Annotated in this window: 21 protein-coding genes and 3 pseudogenes; 10 read left to right on the top strand and 14 right to left on the bottom strand. The window is 60.3% G+C overall.

Going from position 1 to position 20,215, the window contains the following annotated elements; genetic code table 11:
• Positions 1-102 precede the first annotated feature (102 nt).
• The gene (locus tag ACA054_RS20560) at positions 103-1,083 is read left to right on the top strand and encodes an NAD-dependent epimerase/dehydratase family protein (RefSeq protein WP_497685904.1); all 981 of its coding nucleotides are present in this window, start codon (positions 103-105) and stop codon (positions 1,081-1,083) included.
• Here the strand turns inward: ACA054_RS20560 and ACA054_RS20565 are convergent.
• Positions 1,049-1,462, bottom strand: a complete 414-nt coding sequence (locus tag ACA054_RS20565) for a MerR family transcriptional regulator (RefSeq protein WP_497685905.1) — start codon at positions 1,460-1,462, stop codon at positions 1,049-1,051. The genes ACA054_RS20560 and ACA054_RS20565 overlap by 35 nt on opposite strands.
• 207 nt (positions 1,463-1,669) lie before the next feature.
• On the opposite strand from ACA054_RS20565, the gene ACA054_RS20570 reads away from it, so the two are divergent.
• Positions 1,670-2,158 (top strand): GNAT family N-acetyltransferase, encoded by a 489-nt coding sequence (locus tag ACA054_RS20570; RefSeq protein WP_497685906.1) that lies wholly within the window; start codon positions 1,670-1,672, stop codon positions 2,156-2,158.
• Between the two features lie 122 nt (positions 2,159-2,280).
• Here the strand turns inward: ACA054_RS20570 and ACA054_RS20575 are convergent, their stop codons facing one another.
• The 6 genes from ACA054_RS20575 to ACA054_RS20600 all read right to left on the bottom strand — a co-directional run bounded on the left by ACA054_RS20575 (position 2,281) and on the right by ACA054_RS20600 (position 7,644).
• Positions 2,281-3,177, bottom strand: a complete 897-nt coding sequence (locus ACA054_RS20575) for an allantoinase PuuE (RefSeq protein ID WP_497685907.1) — start codon at positions 3,175-3,177, stop codon at positions 2,281-2,283.
• A gap of 54 nt (positions 3,178-3,231) precedes the next feature.
• Complete coding sequence (locus tag ACA054_RS20580) at positions 3,232-4,104, bottom strand: MurR/RpiR family transcriptional regulator (RefSeq protein ID WP_497685908.1); 873 nt, start codon at positions 4,102-4,104, stop codon at positions 3,232-3,234.
• A 35-nt stretch (positions 4,105-4,139) separates the two neighbouring features.
• Positions 4,140-5,375: a cysteine desulfurase-like protein gene (locus ACA054_RS20585; RefSeq protein ID WP_497685909.1), complete on the bottom strand. Its 1,236-nt coding sequence runs from the start codon at positions 5,373-5,375 to the stop codon at positions 4,140-4,142.
• 20 nt (positions 5,376-5,395) lie between these two features.
• Positions 5,396-6,130 (bottom strand): amino acid ABC transporter ATP-binding protein, encoded by a 735-nt coding sequence (locus ACA054_RS20590; protein ID WP_497685910.1) that lies wholly within the window; start codon positions 6,128-6,130, stop codon positions 5,396-5,398.
• The gene (locus tag ACA054_RS20595; protein ID WP_497685911.1) at positions 6,127-6,804 is read right to left on the bottom strand and encodes an amino acid ABC transporter permease; all 678 of its coding nucleotides are present in this window, start codon (positions 6,802-6,804) and stop codon (positions 6,127-6,129) included. The genes ACA054_RS20590 and ACA054_RS20595 overlap by 4 nt, the downstream gene beginning before the upstream one ends.
• Positions 6,805-6,867: 63 nt before the next feature.
• Positions 6,868-7,644 carry a transporter substrate-binding domain-containing protein gene (locus ACA054_RS20600; RefSeq protein WP_497685912.1) on the bottom strand — a complete coding sequence of 259 codons (777 nt, stop codon included), beginning with the start codon at positions 7,642-7,644 and terminating at the stop codon, positions 6,868-6,870.
• A gap of 379 nt (positions 7,645-8,023) precedes the next feature.
• Between ACA054_RS20600 and ACA054_RS20605 the strand changes: the two genes are divergently transcribed.
• Positions 8,024-8,701: a hypothetical protein gene (locus ACA054_RS20605; protein WP_497685913.1), complete on the top strand. Its 678-nt coding sequence runs from the start codon at positions 8,024-8,026 to the stop codon at positions 8,699-8,701.
• 73 nt (positions 8,702-8,774) lie between these two features.
• On the opposite strand, the gene ACA054_RS20610 is transcribed toward ACA054_RS20605, so the two are convergent.
• On the bottom strand, positions 8,775-9,086 hold the full coding sequence (locus ACA054_RS20610) for a hypothetical protein (protein WP_497685914.1): 312 nt from the start codon (positions 9,084-9,086) through the stop codon (positions 8,775-8,777).
• Positions 9,077-9,685, bottom strand: coding sequence for a cyclodeaminase/cyclohydrolase family protein (locus ACA054_RS20615; RefSeq protein ID WP_497685915.1), 609 nt, complete (start codon positions 9,683-9,685; stop codon positions 9,077-9,079). Before ACA054_RS20615 ends, ACA054_RS20610 begins: the two co-directional genes overlap by 10 nt.
• A gap of 125 nt (positions 9,686-9,810) precedes the next feature.
• Between ACA054_RS20615 and ACA054_RS20620 the strand changes: the two genes are divergently transcribed.
• The 5 genes and pseudogenes from ACA054_RS20620 (at position 9,811) to ACA054_RS20640 (ending at position 13,614) form a co-directional block, all read left to right on the top strand.
• The gene (locus tag ACA054_RS20620; protein WP_497685916.1) at positions 9,811-10,782 is read left to right on the top strand and encodes a ribonuclease Z; all 972 of its coding nucleotides are present in this window, start codon (positions 9,811-9,813) and stop codon (positions 10,780-10,782) included.
• A gap of 203 nt (positions 10,783-10,985) precedes the next feature.
• Positions 10,986-11,144: pseudogene (locus ACA054_RS20625) on the top strand (aldo/keto reductase); the annotation flags it as partial.
• A 10-nt stretch (positions 11,145-11,154) separates the two neighbouring features.
• Positions 11,155-11,346: pseudogene (locus ACA054_RS20630) on the top strand (aldo/keto reductase); the annotation flags it as partial.
• Positions 11,347-11,384: 38 nt separating this feature from the next.
• A complete protein-coding gene (locus tag ACA054_RS20635) occupies positions 11,385-12,557 on the top strand; it encodes a (R)-mandelonitrile lyase (protein ID WP_497685917.1) in 1,173 nt (390 codons plus the stop codon).
• A gap of 163 nt (positions 12,558-12,720) precedes the next feature.
• The gene (locus ACA054_RS20640) at positions 12,721-13,614 is read left to right on the top strand and encodes a LysR family transcriptional regulator (protein ID WP_497685918.1); all 894 of its coding nucleotides are present in this window, start codon (positions 12,721-12,723) and stop codon (positions 13,612-13,614) included.
• A gap of 137 nt (positions 13,615-13,751) precedes the next feature.
• Here ACA054_RS20640 and ACA054_RS20645 read toward each other — a convergent pair whose 3' ends face one another.
• A complete protein-coding gene (locus ACA054_RS20645) occupies positions 13,752-14,018 on the bottom strand; it encodes a hypothetical protein (RefSeq protein WP_497685919.1) in 267 nt (88 codons plus the stop codon).
• On the opposite strand from ACA054_RS20645, the pseudogene ACA054_RS20650 reads away from it, so the two are divergent.
• Together ACA054_RS20650 and ACA054_RS20655 are read left to right on the top strand one after the other, a co-directional pair.
• A pseudogene (locus ACA054_RS20650) lies at positions 13,911-14,182 on the top strand (multiheme c-type cytochrome); the annotation flags it as partial. The gene ACA054_RS20645 and the pseudogene ACA054_RS20650 sit on opposite strands and share 108 nt — an antisense overlap.
• A 118-nt stretch (positions 14,183-14,300) precedes the next feature.
• On the top strand, positions 14,301-15,089 hold the full coding sequence (locus ACA054_RS20655; RefSeq protein ID WP_497690348.1) for a GntR family transcriptional regulator: 789 nt from the start codon (positions 14,301-14,303) through the stop codon (positions 15,087-15,089).
• Between the two features lie 154 nt (positions 15,090-15,243).
• Here the strand turns inward: ACA054_RS20655 and ACA054_RS20660 are convergent, their stop codons facing one another.
• The 4 genes from ACA054_RS20660 to ACA054_RS20675 are packed head-to-tail and all read right to left on the bottom strand — an operon-like array spanning position 15,244 to position 20,202.
• Positions 15,244-16,404 carry an acyl-CoA dehydrogenase family protein gene (locus ACA054_RS20660; protein ID WP_497685920.1) on the bottom strand — a complete coding sequence of 387 codons (1,161 nt, stop codon included), beginning with the start codon at positions 16,402-16,404 and terminating at the stop codon, positions 15,244-15,246.
• The gene (locus ACA054_RS20665; RefSeq protein WP_497685921.1) at positions 16,401-18,209 is read right to left on the bottom strand and encodes an acyclic terpene utilization AtuA family protein; all 1,809 of its coding nucleotides are present in this window, start codon (positions 18,207-18,209) and stop codon (positions 16,401-16,403) included. The genes ACA054_RS20660 and ACA054_RS20665 overlap by 4 nt, the downstream gene beginning before the upstream one ends.
• Positions 18,194-18,958 carry an enoyl-CoA hydratase-related protein gene (locus tag ACA054_RS20670; protein ID WP_497685922.1) on the bottom strand — a complete coding sequence of 255 codons (765 nt, stop codon included), beginning with the start codon at positions 18,956-18,958 and terminating at the stop codon, positions 18,194-18,196. Before ACA054_RS20670 ends, ACA054_RS20665 begins: the two co-directional genes overlap by 16 nt.
• Positions 18,955-20,202 carry a CaiB/BaiF CoA transferase family protein gene (locus ACA054_RS20675; protein ID WP_497685923.1) on the bottom strand — a complete coding sequence of 416 codons (1,248 nt, stop codon included), beginning with the start codon at positions 20,200-20,202 and terminating at the stop codon, positions 18,955-18,957. The genes ACA054_RS20670 and ACA054_RS20675 overlap by 4 nt, the downstream gene beginning before the upstream one ends.
• Positions 20,203-20,215 lie beyond the last annotated feature (13 nt).

Raw genomic sequence — 20,215 nt, forward strand, 5'->3', positions numbered from 1 at the left:
CACCTTCGATTGACATGACGCCAGCGCTTGACTCTGTCCCTTGGGGCAACCCGTACCCTGCCTTTTCTCTTTCGGTTCCGCCGTCAGCGGATAAGGCAATCCATGAATACGCTATCGCTGGTCACAGGTGCCAATGGGCATTTGGGCAACACCCTGGTCCGGGCACTGCTCGCCCGGGGGCAACAAGTGCGCGCCGGGGTCCGTGCCCCGGACCGAAGCGCAGCCCTGAACGGGCTCGACTGCCAGGTGGTACGCGCCGAATTGCAGGACCCTGACTCACTGCGCCAGGCCCTGCAGGGGGTGGACGTGCTGTACCAGGTAGCGGCAGTGTTCAAGCACTGGGCGAGCAATCCACAGGCCGAGATCGTCGACGTCAACGTACAAGGCACGCGTAATGTACTGCGGGCCGCCGCAGAGGCCGGGGTCCGGCGCGTGGTCTATGTCAGCTCCGTCGCAGCGGTGGGACACAACGGCCAGCGCCTGGATGAAAACAGCTGGAACACCCATCAGGAAAACCCGTACTACCGCTCGAAAATCCTCTCTGAACGCGCTGCCTGGAAAACCGCCCAGACCTGTGACCTGCCGATGATCGCAGTGTTGCCCTCGGCGATCATCGGCCCTCATGCCACGCGGCTGACCGATACGATGGGATTTTTTGCCGCCGTGCTGGCGCGCAAGCTGGTGCTGGACCCGAACTTTTATTTCAACTTTGTCGACGTGCGCGACGTGGCCGATGGCCTGATCCGCGCCGCTGAAAAAGGCCGTCCCGGACAGCGCTACATACTCGCCAATCAGCAGGCCTCATCACTGGCTGAGGTGATTGGGGCGCTCAACACGTTATGTCCCGGCTATCGTCTGCCGCGCCGCGCACCCAAAGCCTTGCTGTTGCTGATCGCCTGGTTGCAGGAACAGCGGGCACGGTACACCGGTCAACCAGCCGAGCTGCTGCTCAGCCAGGTGCAGATGTTTTATGGGGTGCGCCAGGTCTACTGCATCGACAAGGCCATCAATGAACTGGGTTACCAGCCGCGCTCGCCACAGAACGCCCTCATTCAGGCGTTTGCGCACTTATTGGCGCGCTGATACCGGGCGCAGCGCCAGGCTCTGGCGTGGGGGCGAATTGCTGGTTGATCTGTTGTTGCAACAGCGTCAGGTGCTGCTCCCGATCCTGCAAGGCCAGGATCTGCGCCTGCAACTCCAGGCGCTTGACCTCAATGCCCTGATTGGCCAGCGCCAGGGGAAACGGTGCCTGATGTCGCTTGGCCGCCAGCAGCTCGCTCATCTCCCCCAGTTTGAACCCCACCGCCTGGGCCGTGCGGATCATCTGCACCAACGTCAAGTGATGGGCCGTGTACAGCCGATAACTGCCACGGCGCTGAGGGCTCAGCAGGCCCAGTTGCTCATACAAACGAATGGCTTTGGGAGTGCACCCCGACAACCTGGCAAGTTCACCTATGTACATATGACGCTCCTCCCTGATCCAGCTCCGGCCTGCAGTTTACTGGCTGTGGCCGGATGTTGTCCTGGAGCACAGGGTGTTCATGCAGAGTCGGTCAGCGGCACCGCGACAGGCAGAAATCGGCCAATTGCGGACATGCCATTTTCCATCACCCTGCGCTAGCCTTGGGACTCAGCTAAAGTACTGATTCATGGAGCTTAGAGACGAGCAATGAAACTGAACCACAGGCCAGTGAAGGCTAGCGACGTTAAAATGATCTGCGGCTTTCCTCAGAACGCTCAAGAGTTGTTTTTCATGTTTCCGAAGGCGCACTTCCCGCTAACGGAAACGCAGTTGATTACCGCGATCTCCCAACGTTTCGACTCCACCGTCGTGGAAATTGATGGGACTGTCGTTGGGTTTGCCAATTTCTATCGAGCTGAACGCAATGGCGTTTGCTGTATCGGCAATGTCATTGTCTCCCCGAACGCTCGGGGCGAAGGAGTGGCCACGTTTATCGTAGAGACGATGACCGACTTGGCATTCGAGCGTTACGGAGCCAACGAGGTGCAGATTTCCTGTTTCAACGAAAACACGGCAGGGCTGCTGCTCTACCCCAAGCTCGGGTTTGTGCCTTATGCCATTGAGGAGCGATCTTCTTTGGGAAATGGCCGATCGGCCCTCATACACATGACGCGCAGCAGAGACTCACCAGGTTGAATGGATTGCATCTATGTATAAGGGAAAGCAACCCGGCAAGTCTAGACTCACCGGGTTTCTCGAATCGGGCAAACCATCTCATTGGAATCAATAAGTGCTTCTAAAGCAGATGCGCGCCGCAATCAACCGCGCTCAAGCCAGGCACGGGCGATCTCTTCACGTGTGGCAAACCAGACACCACCGTGTTGCTTGGCATACTCGATGAATTGCTTGATCGCCCTGACCCGGCCAGGACGACCCACCATGCGCGGATGCAGCCCGATCGACATCATGCGTGGACCTTCTGCCGACTCCTCATAGAGGACCTCAAAGCTTTCCTTCATGTACTCGAAAAAGTCCGATGCCTGCGACAGCCCGGGCGAGTTCCAGTAGCGAAAATCGTTCACGTCGGCGGTGTATGGCACCACGAGGTGACGCTTGCCCTCGACCTCGACAAAGTAGGGAACATCGTCGTTGTAGGCATCGGAGTCGTAGAGAAAGCCACCCTCCTCTGCGACTAGACGTCGTGTGTTGACGCTGGCGCCATAGCGGCAATACCAGCCAACGGGACGCTTGCCACAGGTGCGCTCGAAGGACTCGATGGCCAGGCGCATGTGTTCACGTTCCTGCTCTTCGGTCAGGCGAAAAACTTCCTCCCAGCGATAACCGTGGCTGCAAATTTCATGGCCACCGGCGACTGCGGCGCGAGCAACGTCAGGGTTCTGTTCAAAGGCCACTGCGCAAGCATGAAACGTCGAACGAACCGATTGCTGGTCGAGAATATCCAGAATTCGCCAGATTCCGACGCGCGAGCCGTACTCGTACATCGACTCCATCGCCAGGTTGCGTGTGCCGTCGGGGATTGAGTAGCTGCCCCATTCGGTCATCGATTCCTGATCCGGATCGCCCATGGCCAGCGAGCGTTCGGAACCTTCCTCGTAGTTGATCACCAGGCTAATGGCCAGACGTGCGCCATTCGGCCAGGTGCCTTGCGGGCGTTGTCTACCGTAACCCACTAAATCGCGTGCAGGTGAAACCATCGGGATATTCTCCTGAAGTGACGGGTTGAATAAGTACGTGGCGAAAGCAGCGACTTAGCAGTCGATATCTTCCAGCCGATCATGGCTTAGGGTGCCGCTGTCCGATTGCCACTCGCGGAAGGCCAGCCCCATTGCCAGGGTTTGCGCAATACAGAACGAAGCCGTGAGCGAGCGAAAGCCAAGTAGCTCGGCGTCGTTGACCTCAATCACCGTATCGGCGATCTGCCCGATAGGGCTTAGCACGCTGTCCGTGATCGCCACCAGCGTGACGCCGGCTTCGCGCGCCTGACGACAGGCCTCGACGGTGTCATGGGCGTACGGCGGAAAGCTGACGGCGATCAACAAATCATCATTGGCGATCGCGCTGACCTGTTCGGGCAACGTGCCGCCAGCACCGCTGATGTGCACGGTTCGGCGCCCCACCCGACTCAACGCGTAGCTCAGGTACGCCGCCACCGGAAAGGCGCGCCGCATGCCAATGACAAATGTGGTGCGCGCTGCTTGCAGATGGACGATGGCCGCTTCGATATTGGCCTGCTCGCCGCCTTCGGCCAGGTGCTCCAGGGAAACGATATTGGCCTGGCTGAACTCACGCAGAATCCCGCCGACATCACTCGGGTCCTCCAGCAACGTCTCACCGCCGTAGTGGCGAATTCGCTCGCTGTGGGTGTCGGCAGCCTGTTGCAGCGGTGCGCGGAACAGCCGTTGCATCTCCTTGAAACCTGCAAAGCCCAGCGCCTGGGCCAGCCGAATATAAGCCGAGGGTGCGATGCTTGAGCGCTTACCCAGTTCGGCCACCGTGTTGAGTGCGATCTCATGCGGGTTGTCGATCAGGAATCGGGCAGCGTCGCGCAAGCGACCGGTCAGTTGTTCGTGCTGGGCCGCGATACAGTCACGCAGCTCTGCAAGGGTTTCAGGTAAGGCCATGGCGAAGGCTCGTAAATGGGGAGTGTGCGCGCCTGTCAACGCAGCGCAGTGATTGCTTGATCCAGCGCAGTGATAAGCCGGTCGACTTCTTCCAGCGTGTTGTAGTGCGCCAACGAAACCCGCACTACCCCACCAAAACGGTCGAGCTTAAGGGCTTCGATAAGTCGCCGCGCATAGAAGTCACCAAAGCGAATGCCAATGCGGTGCTCATCGACCCGACGCACCAGCGCTTCGGACTGTACGCCCTCGACCACAAAACTGATGGTTGGCACCCGATTGCGGGTATGCGCCTTGCCAATGATGCGAACGCCATCGCGCTGGCGCAAAAATGCCAGCAGACGCTCGGCGAGCAGATCTTCCTGCACCTCGAAGGCATCGAAAGCCGCCTGCATGCATTTGCGCTCGCTGCCTTGGGCGCCAAGCCGGGTGCTGATGTCGAGCAGGTAATCGGTAATGCCGATGCAACCGAAGGACAACTCATAGTTGACGTTGCCCGGCTGCAATTTGTAGGGCACCACGTCCTGGCCGATAAAAAAGTGGTTGAGGCTCGGCAACTCCAGCAACAGATAACGACGTCCCCAGAGCACGGCAAAGTGCGGGCCGAAGGTTTTGTAGAAGCTGTAGACGTAAAAATCGGCGCCGCTGGCCTGCACATCGACCAGACGGTGTGGCGCATAAGCGACGGCGTCGACGCACAGCTTGGCACCCACCGTATGCACACGCCGCGCAACCTCGGCGACCGGATTGACCGAGCCGAGAATATTCGAGGTGTGGGTCATGGCCACATAACGGGTGTTGGGGTTGAGCAAGACCTGCAAGTCATCCAGCTCAAGCTCACAACTATCAAGGTTGACCTGCCACACACGCAGGGTCGCACCGCGGTCCTCGCACAGCTTGACCCACGGGCCGATGTTCGCCTCGTGATCGCAATTGGTGACGATGATTTCATCGCCCGGAACGATAGACGGGGCGATGGCGCGACAGAGGATTTGCAGCAAGTGGGTGGTCGAGCCGCCCATGATCACTTCTTCGGGATGCTCGGCGTTGATCAATTGCATCACCGAGTGACGCGCCTGCATCACCCGCTCGCCAGCGTCGACCGAAGGCTGGTAGGAAGCACCCAGTTGCACGCTGCTGTTGAGCAGGTAATCACTGACACGCTCGGCCACGGCGCTGAGCACCATCGAACCACCGGCGTTATCCATGTAGGCATAGCCACCGGCCAGACCTGGAAACTGCTTGCGAACGTAATCAATATCGAGAGGATTCACTCTACTTTCTCCAGCCTGATTCAATGATGCAAGATGGCCTGCAGGAACGCTTGTGTGCGAGGTTCCCGAGGTGCGGTAAAAAACGGTTCAGGAATGTTCTGCTCAACAATGCGTCCGCTTTCCATGAAGATCACCCGGTCGGCGACCCTGCGGGCAAAGCCCATTTCGTGAGTGACAACGACCATCGTCACGCCGGAGCGCGCGAGGTTCTGCATGACATCCAGTACCTCGCCAACCATTTCCGGGTCCAGCGCCGACGTCGGTTCGTCGAACAGAATCGCGCGAGGTTCCATGGCCATGGTGCGGGCAATGGCAACACGCTGCTGTTGGCCGCCGGACAACTGGCTCGGGTATTTGTGCGCGTGATCGCCCATGCCAACCTTGACCAGTAGCTCCTTGGCCCTGGCATGCGCATCACGCCGACTCAGGCCACGCACGCGGATCGGCGCCAGCGAGACGTTGTCCAGGACAGTGAGGTGCGGGTAGAGATTGAAACTCTGGAACACCATGCCCACTTCACTGCGGATCGCGGCCAGTCGCGGACCGTTTTCAACCCGCTCACCGGCTACGCGGATATGACCTTGCTGATAGTCTTCAAGCAGATTGATGCAGCGGATCAAGGTCGACTTGCCCGAGCCGGAAGGCCCGAGAATGACCACCACTTCCCCTTCTTCGACCTGCAGGTTGATATCGCTCAACGCTTTGAAGTTGCCGTAGTACTTGTCGAGTTTTTCGATGTCGATCAAGGTGCTCATGCGGTTTTTCCTCCAGTGGCGTTCCGACGCTCAACCCAGCTGACCATTTGCACCAGCGGCAACAGCAGCAACAGGTACAGCAAGGCGGCTCCTACCAGTGGCGTCGGGTTGGCAGCCAGCGCCTGCGCCTGGGTCGCCTGCTTCAGCAAGTCAGGCATCGCAACCACCGAAGCGAGCGCGGTATCTTTCATGACGTTGATGCAATTGCTGGTCATGGGCGGCATGACGATGCGAACCGCCTGGGGCAAGATGACGTCGCGCATGGTGTTGAAAAAACTCATGCCCTGGGAAGCCGATGCTTCGAACTGGCCACGAGGAATGGCCTCGATGCCCGAACGAAAAATCTCCGCGCTGTAGGCGCATGAGACCAGCGAGAGTGCACTGGTCGCGGCGGCAAAAGACGACAGTCGAATACCGACAAAAGGCAGTGCGTAGTAGATGAGTACCAGCAATACCAGCAACGGAATGGAGCGCATGATATCGATGTAGATACGCGCCAGCGCTCGAACGGGTTTGTAGGAGTACAAGCGCAGCAACGCCAGCAAAAGCCCGCCCACCAGGCCCAGGGCAATACTCACTACCCCGAGCAAAATGGTCACGCCCAGCCCACGTATCATCAGCGGAAGCGACTCGACGAGCACGTTCCAGTTAAAAAATGTCTGCAAAAGATCCATGGGATACCTCGGTCAATACCAGTGGCGAACGGGCGTCGCCAATTCATGCATCATCGGCAGGACTTACTTGAGGACAGCGGTCACCTGCATGGTGCTCGAATCTTTATCGGCATCGGCGCCGAACCACTCTTTGTGGATTTTCCCGAGGGTGCCGTCTTCTTTCATTTTGCTGATGATGTCGTTGACCTGATCGCTCATCGCCCAGCCCTTGGCGTGCATCAGCGAGTAGCGCTCACCGGTGGGAATTCGCGCAACGATGGAGTATTGCGGCTTGTCCTTGATGTAGTAGAGCACCGCCGGGATATCGCTGAGGTAGCCATCGATTCGCCCGGAAGCCAGATCCAGCATGGCCGGCGAAAGCCCTTCGTAACGCGAGACATCGGCAAACTTGTACTCGTCCTTGTGCTGGCCGATCCACATGTCACCGGTCGAGCCGGTGTCTACGCCCACCACCTTGTCAGCCATGTCGGCCAGGCTTTTGACCTTGGAGGTGGTCAGTGCGGTGAGTGACTGGTCGCTGTCGAAATAAGGCTGCGCAAAGGCGACCGACTCCAGGCGTTTGGGGGTGATGGTGATCGATGAAATAGCGATCTCGACGCGTTTGGATTGCACGGCACTGAACAGGCCGTTGAAGGGGATATTGATGAACTCGACGGTTTTGCCGGCGCGCTTGGCTACCTCTTTTACGACATCGACTTCGAAGCCGACGAACTCGCCTTTGGAGTTCTGAAACTCCCACGGCACGTTGCCAACGTTAGCACCTACGGTCCAGTCCGCTGCCCAGGCTGGCAGTGAAACTGCGGCCGTCATGAACAATCCCAACATCAATTTCGCTTTCATGTTTGCTCCCGATTGTTTGAATTTTTAGGTGCTAACAACTGTTGATCTCGTACAACGTAGGGCGAGACTAAACCAGTGAATCAAATAATTCAACAGTAATCTTACATGAATTATTTGCTTCACTCCGATGCGCATTTCTTCGAATTTTCAGATTTGGAAAGCCGAACCAGCCGCTCGCCGTGCCTTGATCAATTTGCGAAACGTGAGCACGGTCTCCTGACGTCGATATGGAAATCCCAATCTGATGTTTTTACAGACTCTGGCCATTTCCAGACGTACGGCCATGAGGCGCAATCGCGAAGGCTCGGGCGTCGCACTACATTAACGGGAGACGTCGCCCGCCGGCGATGAAAATACGACCACCACGGCCGGAGGGACGATGACCGCCTACCCACACACGACAACCCGAGGCGGGACATGGATCATAGGAGCCGCTCTTCCTGCCGCGGCGCTCACGCTCGGCGCCTTGCTCAGTACGGCACCAGTCCACGCGGCTGAAACGGCTGAAACGGCTGAAACGGCCGAACCGCCGATCGCGACGATGATGGTCGGCGGTAACTACTTCCGCCGCAAACTCCCAGATAGCAAGTACACGATCCTGGCCATTTTCAATGATCGGGGCAGCGCAATCGACCCGGCAAGTGGCGACGTGCCGGCGGGTGGTATGGCGGTATTCGGCTGGTTCGAGTCGGGCGAGGTGCAGCTGCTGCACATGGTCGAGTACCTACCTTCGATGCAGCAGATGGTGGCTCGGCGCAACGTGAAGCCCGCGAAGTTCCCGTTGGACCCCAAAGCCACGCCGCTCTACGCGATGGTGTGCGGCTGGCCGCTCGACGACCAGCGCGCGCCCGGAAAGATCACCGTCGCCTATGCCGAACGCGACGACGCCAATACGCAGGTCAAGGACTCCTCGGTGGGCACCCTGCTCAATGTGCGTTGGGTACCGGTGCCCGCCTCGCGCGCCGCGAAGAACTTCCAGGCCATGGACTACTGCGACGAGGTCGCCAAGACAAAGAAGTCGTCAGCCTCGCTCTGGCTCACCACGACCACAGAGTAATCGGCCCTGCCAGACAATGAGCACGGAGCGAACAATGTCGGCTTGGACGTTACGCGGATGTGTTGTGCCAGGGCTAGCGAATGAGATTCACGGCGGTGGCACGGATCAGGATTTCTTCCTGTTGAAAACGCTCTTCCAGATCACGTTTGTAGCTTTGCCACCAAAGCCGATCAACAACTTCCACCATGACCTCATAAATGATGATGTCGTCCTCTGATCTTTGGTTGCCTTGCTGTAACGAGATACCTTTCGCTGGATTGCGGATGAACGCCGTCACGCCTCCGAATTGGTCGGTCAAATGCTCCCGCACACGGCGGAAAAGCTCGACCGGCTGCGGTGTGCCATCGTTGGTGTTGAGCGGTAGGAAGACCTCGATCAAGTGCATGATGATGACCTCTCCACGAGCGGTTTGTCCTGACGCCAGACGCGAGCCAGCGCTTCATCGGCTTTTTGCTGAAGGTCGCAGCGATCATGAGCCAGTTCAGTTCTCCTGGCCGACGGTACGATCTGATCAACGTCCGAATCGACATTCAGCAAGAGCGCCGAGAGGCTTGCGTGCATGATCAAGACGGCGGCGACCACATCGCATTGCAAGGATGGCTTCACACAGGGTAAGCCCCTCTGCGCAAGTTCAATGCCTTGAAGGCAACCTCTCGCAGCAGCCAGTGCACCCAAGGTAACTTCCAGGGTTCGCTGCTGACTGTGACCTTGAGCGTCAGCCAGTGGCTCTTCGATATAAGCACTGAACGCTCGAACATCATTGTCGGCGTGGGCCTTCATGACGTCCATCAGTTGCTCCGCCTCATGGATGGTTTTTTTTCGCTCGTCTTCCAGGTTGCGGGTATCGGATTTACGTAGCGCCATGAGCAGAAGCGCAAGCCCGAAGCTGGCACAGACGCATGACGTGGCACCACAGCTTGGTACCGACGTATCGGCCGCGACTTTGTCTCGAAAAGACTCAAGGCTTGATAACCAGATGCTCATGCGCAGCATACCTTCAAGGCAGTGGGTTTTCTTTGGAGTAACCCCGTGCATTCCAGTGCAGCGCAGCGGACAAACGGTGTGGGTATACACTTCAGCAACCATTGAAACTGAATAAAGAGCCGGCCATGGATCTCATATTTTTGGGTACCTCATCAGGTGTTCCGACCCGAAATCGAAATGTGAGTGGCACCGCTCTCATAGAGTCCTCTGGCAGGGGTTGGTATCTGGTCGATTGCGGTGAAGCCACTCAACATCAAGTGATGCGCACCCCGCTCTCCTTACAGGAACTACGCGGGTGCTTCATCACCCATGTACATGGCGATCATTGCTTCGGTTTACCCGGCTTGCTGGCCAGTGCCGGCATGTCGGGACGTTTGGAACCACTCGATATAGTGATGCCGGTTGCGCTACATGCCTGGGTGCGCCTCAGCCTGAGCGTCAGCAAGTCCTGGCTGCCCTTCGAATTGCATCTGCACGCGAGCGAAACCTTCAATGGCTGGCAAAATGGCAACGTTCAGGTCAACACCGTTACCCTCTCCCATCGCGTTCCCTGCCATGGCTATGTTTTTGCCGAATCAGATCCTCATCCGCGCCTGGATATTCAACGTCTGGAGGCCGAAGGGATTCCTCGTGGCCCGCTGTGGGGCGAGTTGGCGCATGGACGTGAGGTTGAACACGCCGGACGTGTAATCCGTGCGGAGCCATATTTGCGCCCTGCGCGCCCCGCTCAACGGATTATTATCTGCGGCGATAACGATACCCCTGAACTGTTGGCAGAGGTGGCTGCCGGTGCGAATGTGCTGGTGCATGAGGCGACTTTCACTCAGGCATTGATCGATCACAATCGCGAGAATTACGGGCACAGCAGTGCCGCCGCCGTGGCGCGTTTTGCCGAGTCGGCAGGCATTCCCAATCTGCTTCTTACACACTTCAGTGCCCGCTACCAGTGCAATCCCGAGCGAAGTCCGTCTATCGAAGATGTACGCAAGGAAGCAGCAGCCCACTTCACCGGCGAGCTGTTCCTGGCGCGAGATCTGCAGCGTTATCACCTCGACCTGGATGGTCGGTTAAAAGTCGTCATGGGCCGCTTGGCGTAATGGCGATCACGTTCGGGGAATCCACATGGCTTGACTAATGAATCTATCTCATAAGTCCTTGCCGATTTACCTGTCTAGTGTGTGTTTCCAACCTCCCTTAGAGTTTCCACAGCGCAATTGCACAAGCCGCCTGGGCGCAGTGCAGCCTGCTCCTATCTTTTACCCATCAGCTCAATGCTGATCGCAAGGCAGGGAGATCTGCAATGCAAAAGCGGAAACTCGGAAACAGCTCTCTTGAAGTATCGGCCCTGGGGCTCGGTTGCATGGGCCTCAGTCACGGCTATGGCCCAGCCACTGACACCAGGCAGGCAATCTCACTCATCCGCACTGCAGTTGATCGCGGCCTCACTTTTTTCGACACGCCCTTGCCAGTTGCTGGCACAGGCTCCCTGGAACGTTCCTATTCCCGGGACAACCAAGCTGCATCGCCTTGAAGAAAATATCGGCGGTGCGAGCATCACACTCGCCGAGGACGATCTCTGGGCCATCGATTCGGCATTGTCACAGATCCGCGTCCAGGGTGACCGCTACCCCGAGTCTCTCAAGGCTCGTGTCGGGCGTTGACAGATGCTGTCGACTCGCCACTCATAGGAGCACCCTCAATGAATCCCCTGATCGCCCCGCTTGTGGCCTTGTCACTCCTGGCCGGGGAAACCTGCGCCCAGGCCTCCAACCAGATCCGGATCAGCACCGCTGGCTCTCAGCCCTCAATCAAGGGCGCTGAAGAAAACTTCACGGGCACGGTACGTGTCGATGGCCTGTTCAAAGGTGACCAGCCTGCCCGCATCGGCGGTGGCACGGTGACCTTCGAACCCGGCGCACGCACGGCGTGGCATACCCATCCACTGGGGCAAACGCTGATTGTCACCGCCGGTGTCGGCTACGTGCAGCAAGAGGGAGGCCAACGTCAGGAAATCCGTCCGGGTGACATTGTCTGGATCCCACCGCAAACACGCCACTGGCATGGGGCTACTGCCGCCAACGGTATGACCCACATTGCAATCGCCGAAGCCGAAGACGGCAAAGCCGTCACCTGGGCGGAAAAGGTCTCGGATGCGCAGTACGAAGGGGTATCGAGTGTTGCCACCCAGAAAGCCGAGGCATCGCAGCCCATGACCCGCACACAAGCCGCTTCTGACACGCTGTCGATCAAGCAACAAGCCATTCCACTGATCGCCGCCTTCATGGCGACCAGTGACATGCCCAAGCTCAACGCTACCTTGAACCAAGGCCTCGACGCCGGCCTGACCGTTAGCGAGGCCAAGGAAATCCTGACGCAGCTCTATGCCTATGTCGGCTTCCCCCGCAGCCTCAATGCATTGACCGAGCTGATGAACCTGGTGGAGGCACGCAAGCAACGTGGCATCCACGACGCGCCTGGACGTGAACCCAGCCGCGCCATCCCGACAGGTGAGGCCTTGCTGGCGGCAGGCACGGCCAATCAAACCCGTATCTCGGGCGGCCCGGTCAAGGGGCCGGTGTTCGATTTCGCCCCGGTCATCAACCAGTTTTTACAAGCCCATCTGTTCGGCGACATCTTCGAGCGCGACAACCTCGACTGGCAAAGCCGGGAGCTGGCGACCGTAGGGGCACTGGCCGCCACACCGGGTGCGGAGTCGCAGTTGCGCTCGCACATGCGGGCGAGCATGCGGGTGGGACTGAGCGCGGGACAATTGCGCCAGGTAACCGAGGTGCTGGCCGAACGCGGGGATGAAGAAGCCGCCAAGCGTGCAAATACAGCCCTGGCACAGGCACTTGCGGCTACGGGTAGTTGAACATGAAGACTGGAAAAAACCTGTCAGGCGTTGCTCTGCTGAGCTTGCTTGCCGCCTGTGCGCGATGGTCGGCATCTCTGTGATTGGCTCGTTGGGGTCGCGCATCCATGCGGAACCTGCTTACATGGAATAATCCCGCGCTCCGCATGAGAGGTTCTCATCAATGTCCCGCGCCAATCTCAACGACCTGCAAGCCTTCGTGGTCATTACCCGCGAGGGCAGCTTCACCCGCGCAGCCGCACAGCTAGGTGTCTCGCAGTCCGCCCTGAGCCACACGATGCGTGCCCTCGAGGCACGACTCGGCGTTCGACTGCTGACCCGAACAACGCGCAGCGTGTCCCCCACTGAAGCGGGTCAGCGTTTGTATCTCTCGATGGCGCCGCGGTTCGAAGAGATCGAACTTGAATTGGCTGCTGTCAGCGAGTTTCGGGATACCCCTGCGGGTAACGTACGAATTTCAGCCTCCGAACATGCGGCGAACAACATTCTTTGGCCCAAGCTGTTGAAGGTGCTTCCCGACTACCCGGACATCAAGGTCGAAATCACGGTCGACTACGCCCTGTCCGACATTGTCGCGCAGCGCTACGACGCAGGCGTGCGTCTGGGCGATCAAGTCGCCAAGGACATGATTGCCGTTGCGATCGGGCCACCGTTGCGCATAGCGGTAGTGGGGTCACCTGACTATTTCAAACAGCGGCCCCTGCCAAAGGAGCCTGGAGACCTGGCCGCCCATAATTGCATCAATCTGCGACTGCCCACCCACGGTAGCCTGATGCAATGGGATTTCGAAAAAGACGGTCACGAACTGAAAGCGCGTGTTGAAGGGCAATGGACGTTCAACAGCAGCGTGCCAATCTTGCGCGCTGCTGTTGCGGGTTGCGGGTTAGGCTTCCTGCCAGAAGATATGGTGTCGAAGGAGCTTGCCGACGCAAGCCTTGTGCGGGTATTGGAGGATTGGTGCCAACCTTTTGCTGGCTACCATCTCTACTACCCTAACCGCCGTGAACATTCGTCAGCGTTTGGCGTCGTGGTTGACGCCCTGCGCTATGAGCGCTGAGCCGAACTGGCGGCATACGCTGCGAATGGCTTTGAATGTCGATCAGTACCGATAGGTCGCCTGCACAGAAAACCCATTCCCGTTTTTGTCGTAGTTGGCACTGTATTCCGGTTGCAGTCCGGAGTTGTTCGACTGCTTTACCGAGACTTTGGAATCCCAGCGAAACAAATGACTAAATAAATCTGTCCCCTTTTCTTTAAATAAATCTGTCCCCTTTTCTTTAAATAAATCTGTCCCCTTTTCTTTGGTCCCCTTTTCTTTGTTTCTTCCTTTTCTTCGGTCCCCTTTTCTTCGATCGGGCCTTGCTCAAGCGTGCGAGTTCGGCCACCGAGGGGAAGGTCGATAACTTCTGCACCGACTGCCATACCCCGATCGGTCTCACGACCGGGCAGATCAATTCGCAAGTCAACCCCTCCTCGATCGAAGACAGCGCGAAAAATCATCCGATGCCTGGGGTCGATTGCGAGACATGCCACAACATTAGTGCCCGCACGGGCCTCGATAACGGCGCCTATGTCCTGAGCCCTCGAGCGACGGTAAACCGACTAAGTTCGGCCCGCGTAAAGAACGGCACAGAAATGACGGCCAATGCCGGTCCTGATACCATAAACCTAATGTTAGGCACTTGGGTGAAAGACAGCGTGAACAAGCGCAACAGTGATGCAGACATCAGAACCGAGCGACCGATGCTGGGGGCCGAACGCGGCGTTACCCAATATCAGCGGTTAGCTTCCCTGCTGAGGCACCAGATCGCGAAGGGCGAGTACCCGCTCGGCACACAGCTGCCGACGATCACGAAACTGGCGGACGACTTGGGCGTCGCGGTCGTGACTGTCCGGCAAGCGTACGAGCTGCTTTCCAAGGAAGGACTGATCCGCAGCCAACGGGGTGTCGGCACCCACGTTGCAGCGCTGCCCGCCGCCACCGGCGACCTCGAACTGACGATCAATGATCCCTTCGCCGCGCCGCAGGCGCTTGCCTTCGAGATACTCGAAGTCCGGCACCACACTCAATTGCCCCAAGAACTGCTTGGTGAGGAGGATCGGTCGGCGGACGACAACGTGTGCGTGCGCAAGCTGCATACCTATTCCGGCGAAGCGTTCTGCTATGCCGAGATTTACGTGTCCACGGCGGTCTTCGAGTCACTGCCCAAGGACATCGCCAGGAAAAGGAAGCTACTCGCCGCGGTGCTCGACAAACTGGGCACCCGCGGCAAACGCGTGAGACAACGCATTTCTGTGATGCCTGCGGATTTTCCTTTGTGTGACCTGCTGAAGATCCCGTTTGCCTCTCCCGTGGCAAAAATGTCACGGTGCCTGGTCGACGGCAAAGGCAACGTGCTGTACGCCGGTGTCACCTGGTATCGGGGCGACCGCTACGTCGCCGAGATCGACTTCCCTGCGTCTACATTGAAGACTATGCCCGGGATGACCGAACCTCAACCAGGCGTGGTGGGTGAGCGCAAGCGGGACTAGAAGCGCTCATGCGCGTTTCCTGATCCAACAGAACACACTCGTCACGGCCACCCTGACCGGTCTTTACAACCGCTGAGTGCGCCGTAGTACTGCAACTGTTTGAACGGTTCGGCGCGAATGCCAATGAGGAAGGCGTGTTGATTCGTTGCGCAGATCAATACGACTTCGGCAGGCCGAGAGCCTGCTCGGCGACGTAGCACAGCGCGAGCTCCTGGGTCACCGGCGCGACCAGCGACAGCACGCTTTCGCGCAGGCCGCGCTCGACGTGGTACTCCGTGGCATAGCCGAATCCGCCGTGTGTGCGCACCGCACGCAATGACGTCTCGAAACTAACCTCGGCCGCCAGGTACTTCGCCGCCGTGGCCTCGACGCCGCAGGGCTTGCCGAGGTCATAGAGCGCCGCCGCCTTCCACATCAGCAGCTCGGCCGCTTGCAGGCGCATCCAGCATTCGGCCAGCGGATGCTGGATCGCCTGGTTCATGCCGATCGGCCGCCCGAACACGACGCGTTCCCTGGCATAGTCCGTCGCACTCGTCAGCGCCGTCTGCGCGGCACCGAGCGCAGAGGCCGCGACGAGGATGCGCTCCGGGTTCAGACCGTGCAGCAGGTACCTGAACCCCTGGCCTTCCTCGCCGATGCGATCCTCGACCGGGATCTCCAACCCGTCGATGAACAGTTCGTTCGAGTCCACGGCCTTGCGCGCCATCTTCTCGATCTCGCAGATGCGCACGTGCTTGCGGTCGAGGTCCGTATAAAACAGCGTGACGCCGTCCATCGGCCGCGCGCATTCCTCGATCGGCGTCGTCCGGGCCACCAGCAGGATCTTGTTGGCGTGCTGCGCGGTCGAGGTCCAGACCTTCTGGCCGTTGACGATGTAGCGGTCGCCCGCGCGGCGCGCGAAGGTTCGGATGCGTGTGGTATCAGAACCGATGTTCGGCTCGGTCACGCCGAAGCAGGCGCGATCCGTGCCTTCGATCAATGGCGGCAGAAAGCGCCGCTTCTGCGCCTCGCTGCCGAATACGACCACGGGCTGCGGGCCGAACAGGTTGAGATGCACCGACGACACCGCCGCCGCGCCGAGCTTGCCGATGGTGCGCATCACCATTGCGGCTTCCGAGATGCCGAGGCCGGCGCCGCCATGCTCTTTGGGCATGGTCACGCCGAACCAGCCGCCGCGGGCGATGGTGTCGCAGAATTCACTCGGCCAGCGTCCGTCGCGCTCGCGCTCGAGCCAGTAATCGGCACCGAAGTCGGCGCAGATCGCCTCGACGGCGTCGCGGATCGCGAGCTGGTCTTGCGATAAATCGAAATTCATGCGAGCAGTTCCTGCAGCAGGCTTTCGGGCACATCGACCGGCATATCGAGCAGCATCTGCGCCATGCCCTTGCCGAGCGGGTCGTTGCGCAGCGACGCCATACCGCCGCCGCCCAGCGCGCGCTCGCATAGGAGGTTGATGGCGTGAATGCCGGGCAGCTCGTATCGATGCACCGGCCCCTGCACCAAGTGGCCGAGGTAATCCTTCACGCGTTCGGGTGTCACCTGCTCGATCAGCACCGGCAACAGTGCCGGATGGCGGGCGATCAGGCCGATATTGGACGTGTCGCCCTTGTCGCCGCTTCGCCCGAGCGCGATTCTCACTAGCGGCACGGTCTGGCGTGGGCCGGCGGGCAGAGCACCCTCGGTGGGCACCAGCCGTTCCGACACCCCCTGTGGTGATCGCGGCGGCAACGCCACGGTAAACGTCGTCTCGCCGAGCGTGACCGTCGGCGACACCTGCTCCTTCGCAATGAGCCAGGCGAACTGCCGCAAGACCGGCGACACGGAGGGACGGCCACCTGAACCGGTCGTGCCCGGTGACCATGACGTGCCGGGTGCGGCGAATTCGCGGCTGTACATCTCCAGCGCGCGCCGGTCGGCATGCGTCACAGTCAGGCGCAGCACGACTTCGCGCGTCGGCAACCGCCGGGCGAGTGGGCCGTAGGCCGACTCGGTGCCAAGCAGCTCGATGCGCGTCGCCAGGAAGTCCGCGAACCCGTGATCGCGCAGCAACCGGCTGCCCCGCTCGAGTAGCGCTTCGCCGGTGCGCTTGGCTTTAGCGGCGGCATCGATCCCGACGATGGTGAGCTGCCCGGACACCTTGAAGCCCGCCGGTGCAGTGGCGCTGACCTTGTAGGTAGCGGTCGGCGGCAGGCCGCGCGCACCGGTCACCCGCACGCAATGCAGCCCGACTTGCTCCAGGCGCACCTGGCGGAAGTCGCAGATCACATCCGGAAGCAGATAGCGGGCCGGGTCGCCGATCTCGTACAAGAGTTGCTCGCCGACCGTTCCGGTCGAGACGAGCCCGCCGGTGCCCGCGGGCTTGGTGACGACGAAGCTGCCGTCGTCGCGGCACTCCACGATCGGATAACCGATGTTGGCCCAGTCGGGCACCGCGGCCCAGTCGGTGTGCAAGCCGCCGGTGGCCTGACAGCCGCATTCGATGATGTGGCCGGCGAGACTGCCCGCGGCAAGCCGGTCGAAGTCGTCAGGCGCCCAGCCGAATTCATGCATCAGCACGCCGAGCGTGACCGCACTGTCGACGCAGCGGCCGGTGATGACGATGTCGGCACCTGCGTCGAGTGCCTGCGCGACCGGCAGCGCGCCAAGGTAGGCATTTGCCGTCACCAACCGTTCCGGCATCCGTTCGCCGTTGTACATTCCGACCGTGCCGGCCGCCCGCATGGCGGCCGCCAGGGGCAGCACGTCGTCACCTTCGACGATCGCGATGCGTACCGCCACGCCGAGTTCGTCGGCCAGAGCCTGCACCGCCGCGGCGCAGCCCTTCGGGTTCACGCCGCCGGCGTTGCTGACGATGCGAATGCCCTTCTCTACAGCCTGCTTCAGCACCGAGCGCAGCGCCACCGTGACGAAGTCGATGGCATAGCCTTCCTCGGGACGCTTCATACGTGCGCCGGCGAGGATCGACATCGTCAGCTCGGCGAGATAGTCGAACACCAGGTAGTCGATGTCGCCCTGGCGCACCAGTTGCATCGGTCCGAGGCTGCTGTCGCCCCAGAAGCCCGAGGCGCCGCCGATGCGCACGAGCTTGTTCGCGGCTTGCGAATTCATTTGTTGGTCCATTGCGGTTTCCTTTTGTCCTTGAATGCGGCGATACCCTCGCGCGCATCCTGCGTCATGGCCAGCAGGCCGATCTGGCCTTCGCCGAACGCGATAGCCTCTTCGAACGACATCGAGCGCATCGCCTTCATCGCATACAGCCCACGGCGTAGCGCGGTGGGCGAGTTGCCGAGCAATCGCGACAGCAGGCGCTCGATCGCACCGTCGAGGTCGTCCGCCACCTCGTTGATCAGGCCGATTTCGCGCGCTCTCGCGGCATCGATCGGGTCACCCGTCAGGCAAAGTTGCACCAGGCAGCGCTGCGGCACTTGAGCCTGCAGCACAGCGAGCACCTGCATCGGGAACACACCGACTTTCGCCTCTGGTAATCCGAAGATCGCGTGCGGGGCAGCAATGGCGAGGTCACACATCGCGAGCAGGCCCATGCCGCCGGCCATGCAGGCACCGTTAACCCGCGCGATGAGCGGCACGGCAAGCGTGCGGGCGGTGCGCAGCAGGTCGGCATAGGCGATGGTCGGTATGGAGTAGTCGAGCGCGAAGGCGTCCGCGCCCAGGTCAGCACCGGCGCAGAACGCCTCGTCGCCCGCACCGGTGAGCACGACAGCGCGGATCGAGTCGTCCGCCCGGGCGCGCTGCAGGGCTTGCTGCAGCGCCGCGATGACATCCGCGTTGAGCGCATTGCGGCGATCCGGGCGGTCGATGGTGAGAATCACCCGACCGTCCTGCCGGCTTTCTTGAAGGACCGTCGTCATGTCCTGACCTCCGTTTCCTTGGGTACCGTTGTCACCTGGGTCACGCTGGTCAGCACCATCTCGCGGATCTGATCGCGCGAGTAGCCAGCCTCCGCGAGCACTTCCTCGCTGTGCTCACCCAACAGCGGCGGCGGGCGAAACGGCGGCAGCGGTGATTGCGGCCATTCGCTCGGTACCGCCATGGTCCGCAACACGCCCTCGGTGGGATGCTCGAATTGTTGGAAGAAGCCGATGTCCTTCAGGTGCGGATCCTCCAGCAGGGACTCGAAGGTATGCGCCGGGAGCACCGGGATGCCGAGCGGCACCAGCAGCTCTTCCCATTCTTTAGTGGTCTTGGTTTTCAGGTTGTCGGAGAGAATTTCGTACAGCGCCTCGACATGCTGCGTGCGTGATTCGCCGTCGGCAAACCGCGGGTCGCTTTCGAACCGCTCGGCCTCGCCGACCACGCGCATGAAGGCCTTCCATTGCTCGTCGGTGTAGACGACCAGGCATACAAGACCGTCCTGCGTGGCGTATGGCCGCCGCTGCGGGTTGAGCAACCGCGGATAGCCGAAGCCACCGCGCGGCGGGATGAACGTGTGGCCATAGAGGTGATCGCCCAGCATCATCTGTGCGGTCGTCTCGAACATCGGCACATCGACCGACTGGCCGCGTCCCGTGCGTTCGCGCGCCAACAGCGCCGCACAGATCACACCGAACGCGTACAGGCCCGTCGCCCGGTCCGAGAGGTTGAGCGGCGCATAGCGCGGTACTTCGGACCCCGCTCGCACGCTGGCCTCGGGCATCGCGACGGCGGCCTGGATCAGATCGTCGAAGGCGCGCGAGGCCGCATAGCGGCCCCGCTGGCTGAACCCGAAGGTGCCGACATAGATAATGCGCGGGTTCACCTGCCGTACTGCTTCGTAATCCAGCCCGAGCCGCTGCATGGCCTGCGGCCGCACGTTGTAGATCAGCGCGTCGGCCGTCTGCGCCAGTTTCAGTAGCGCCTCCTTGCCGACAGGATTCTTGAGGTCCAGCACGATGCTGCGCTTGTTGCGGTTCAGGTTGAGGAACAGCGGACCGGCGCCAGCGCGGCCTCCGGGCCCGGTGGCGCGCAGCATGTCGCCACCGGGCGGCTCCACCTTGATCACGTCGGCGCCAAGATCAGCCAGCATCTGCGTGGCCGAAGGTCCCATGACGACTTCGGTGATGTCGATAATGCGCAGGCCGGCGAGCGGTCCACCCTGGCTTGAGTTGTTATTCATTCGGTCCGTGCTC

The sequence above is a fragment of the Pseudomonas sp. LBUM1653 genome, assembly GCF_059716115.1.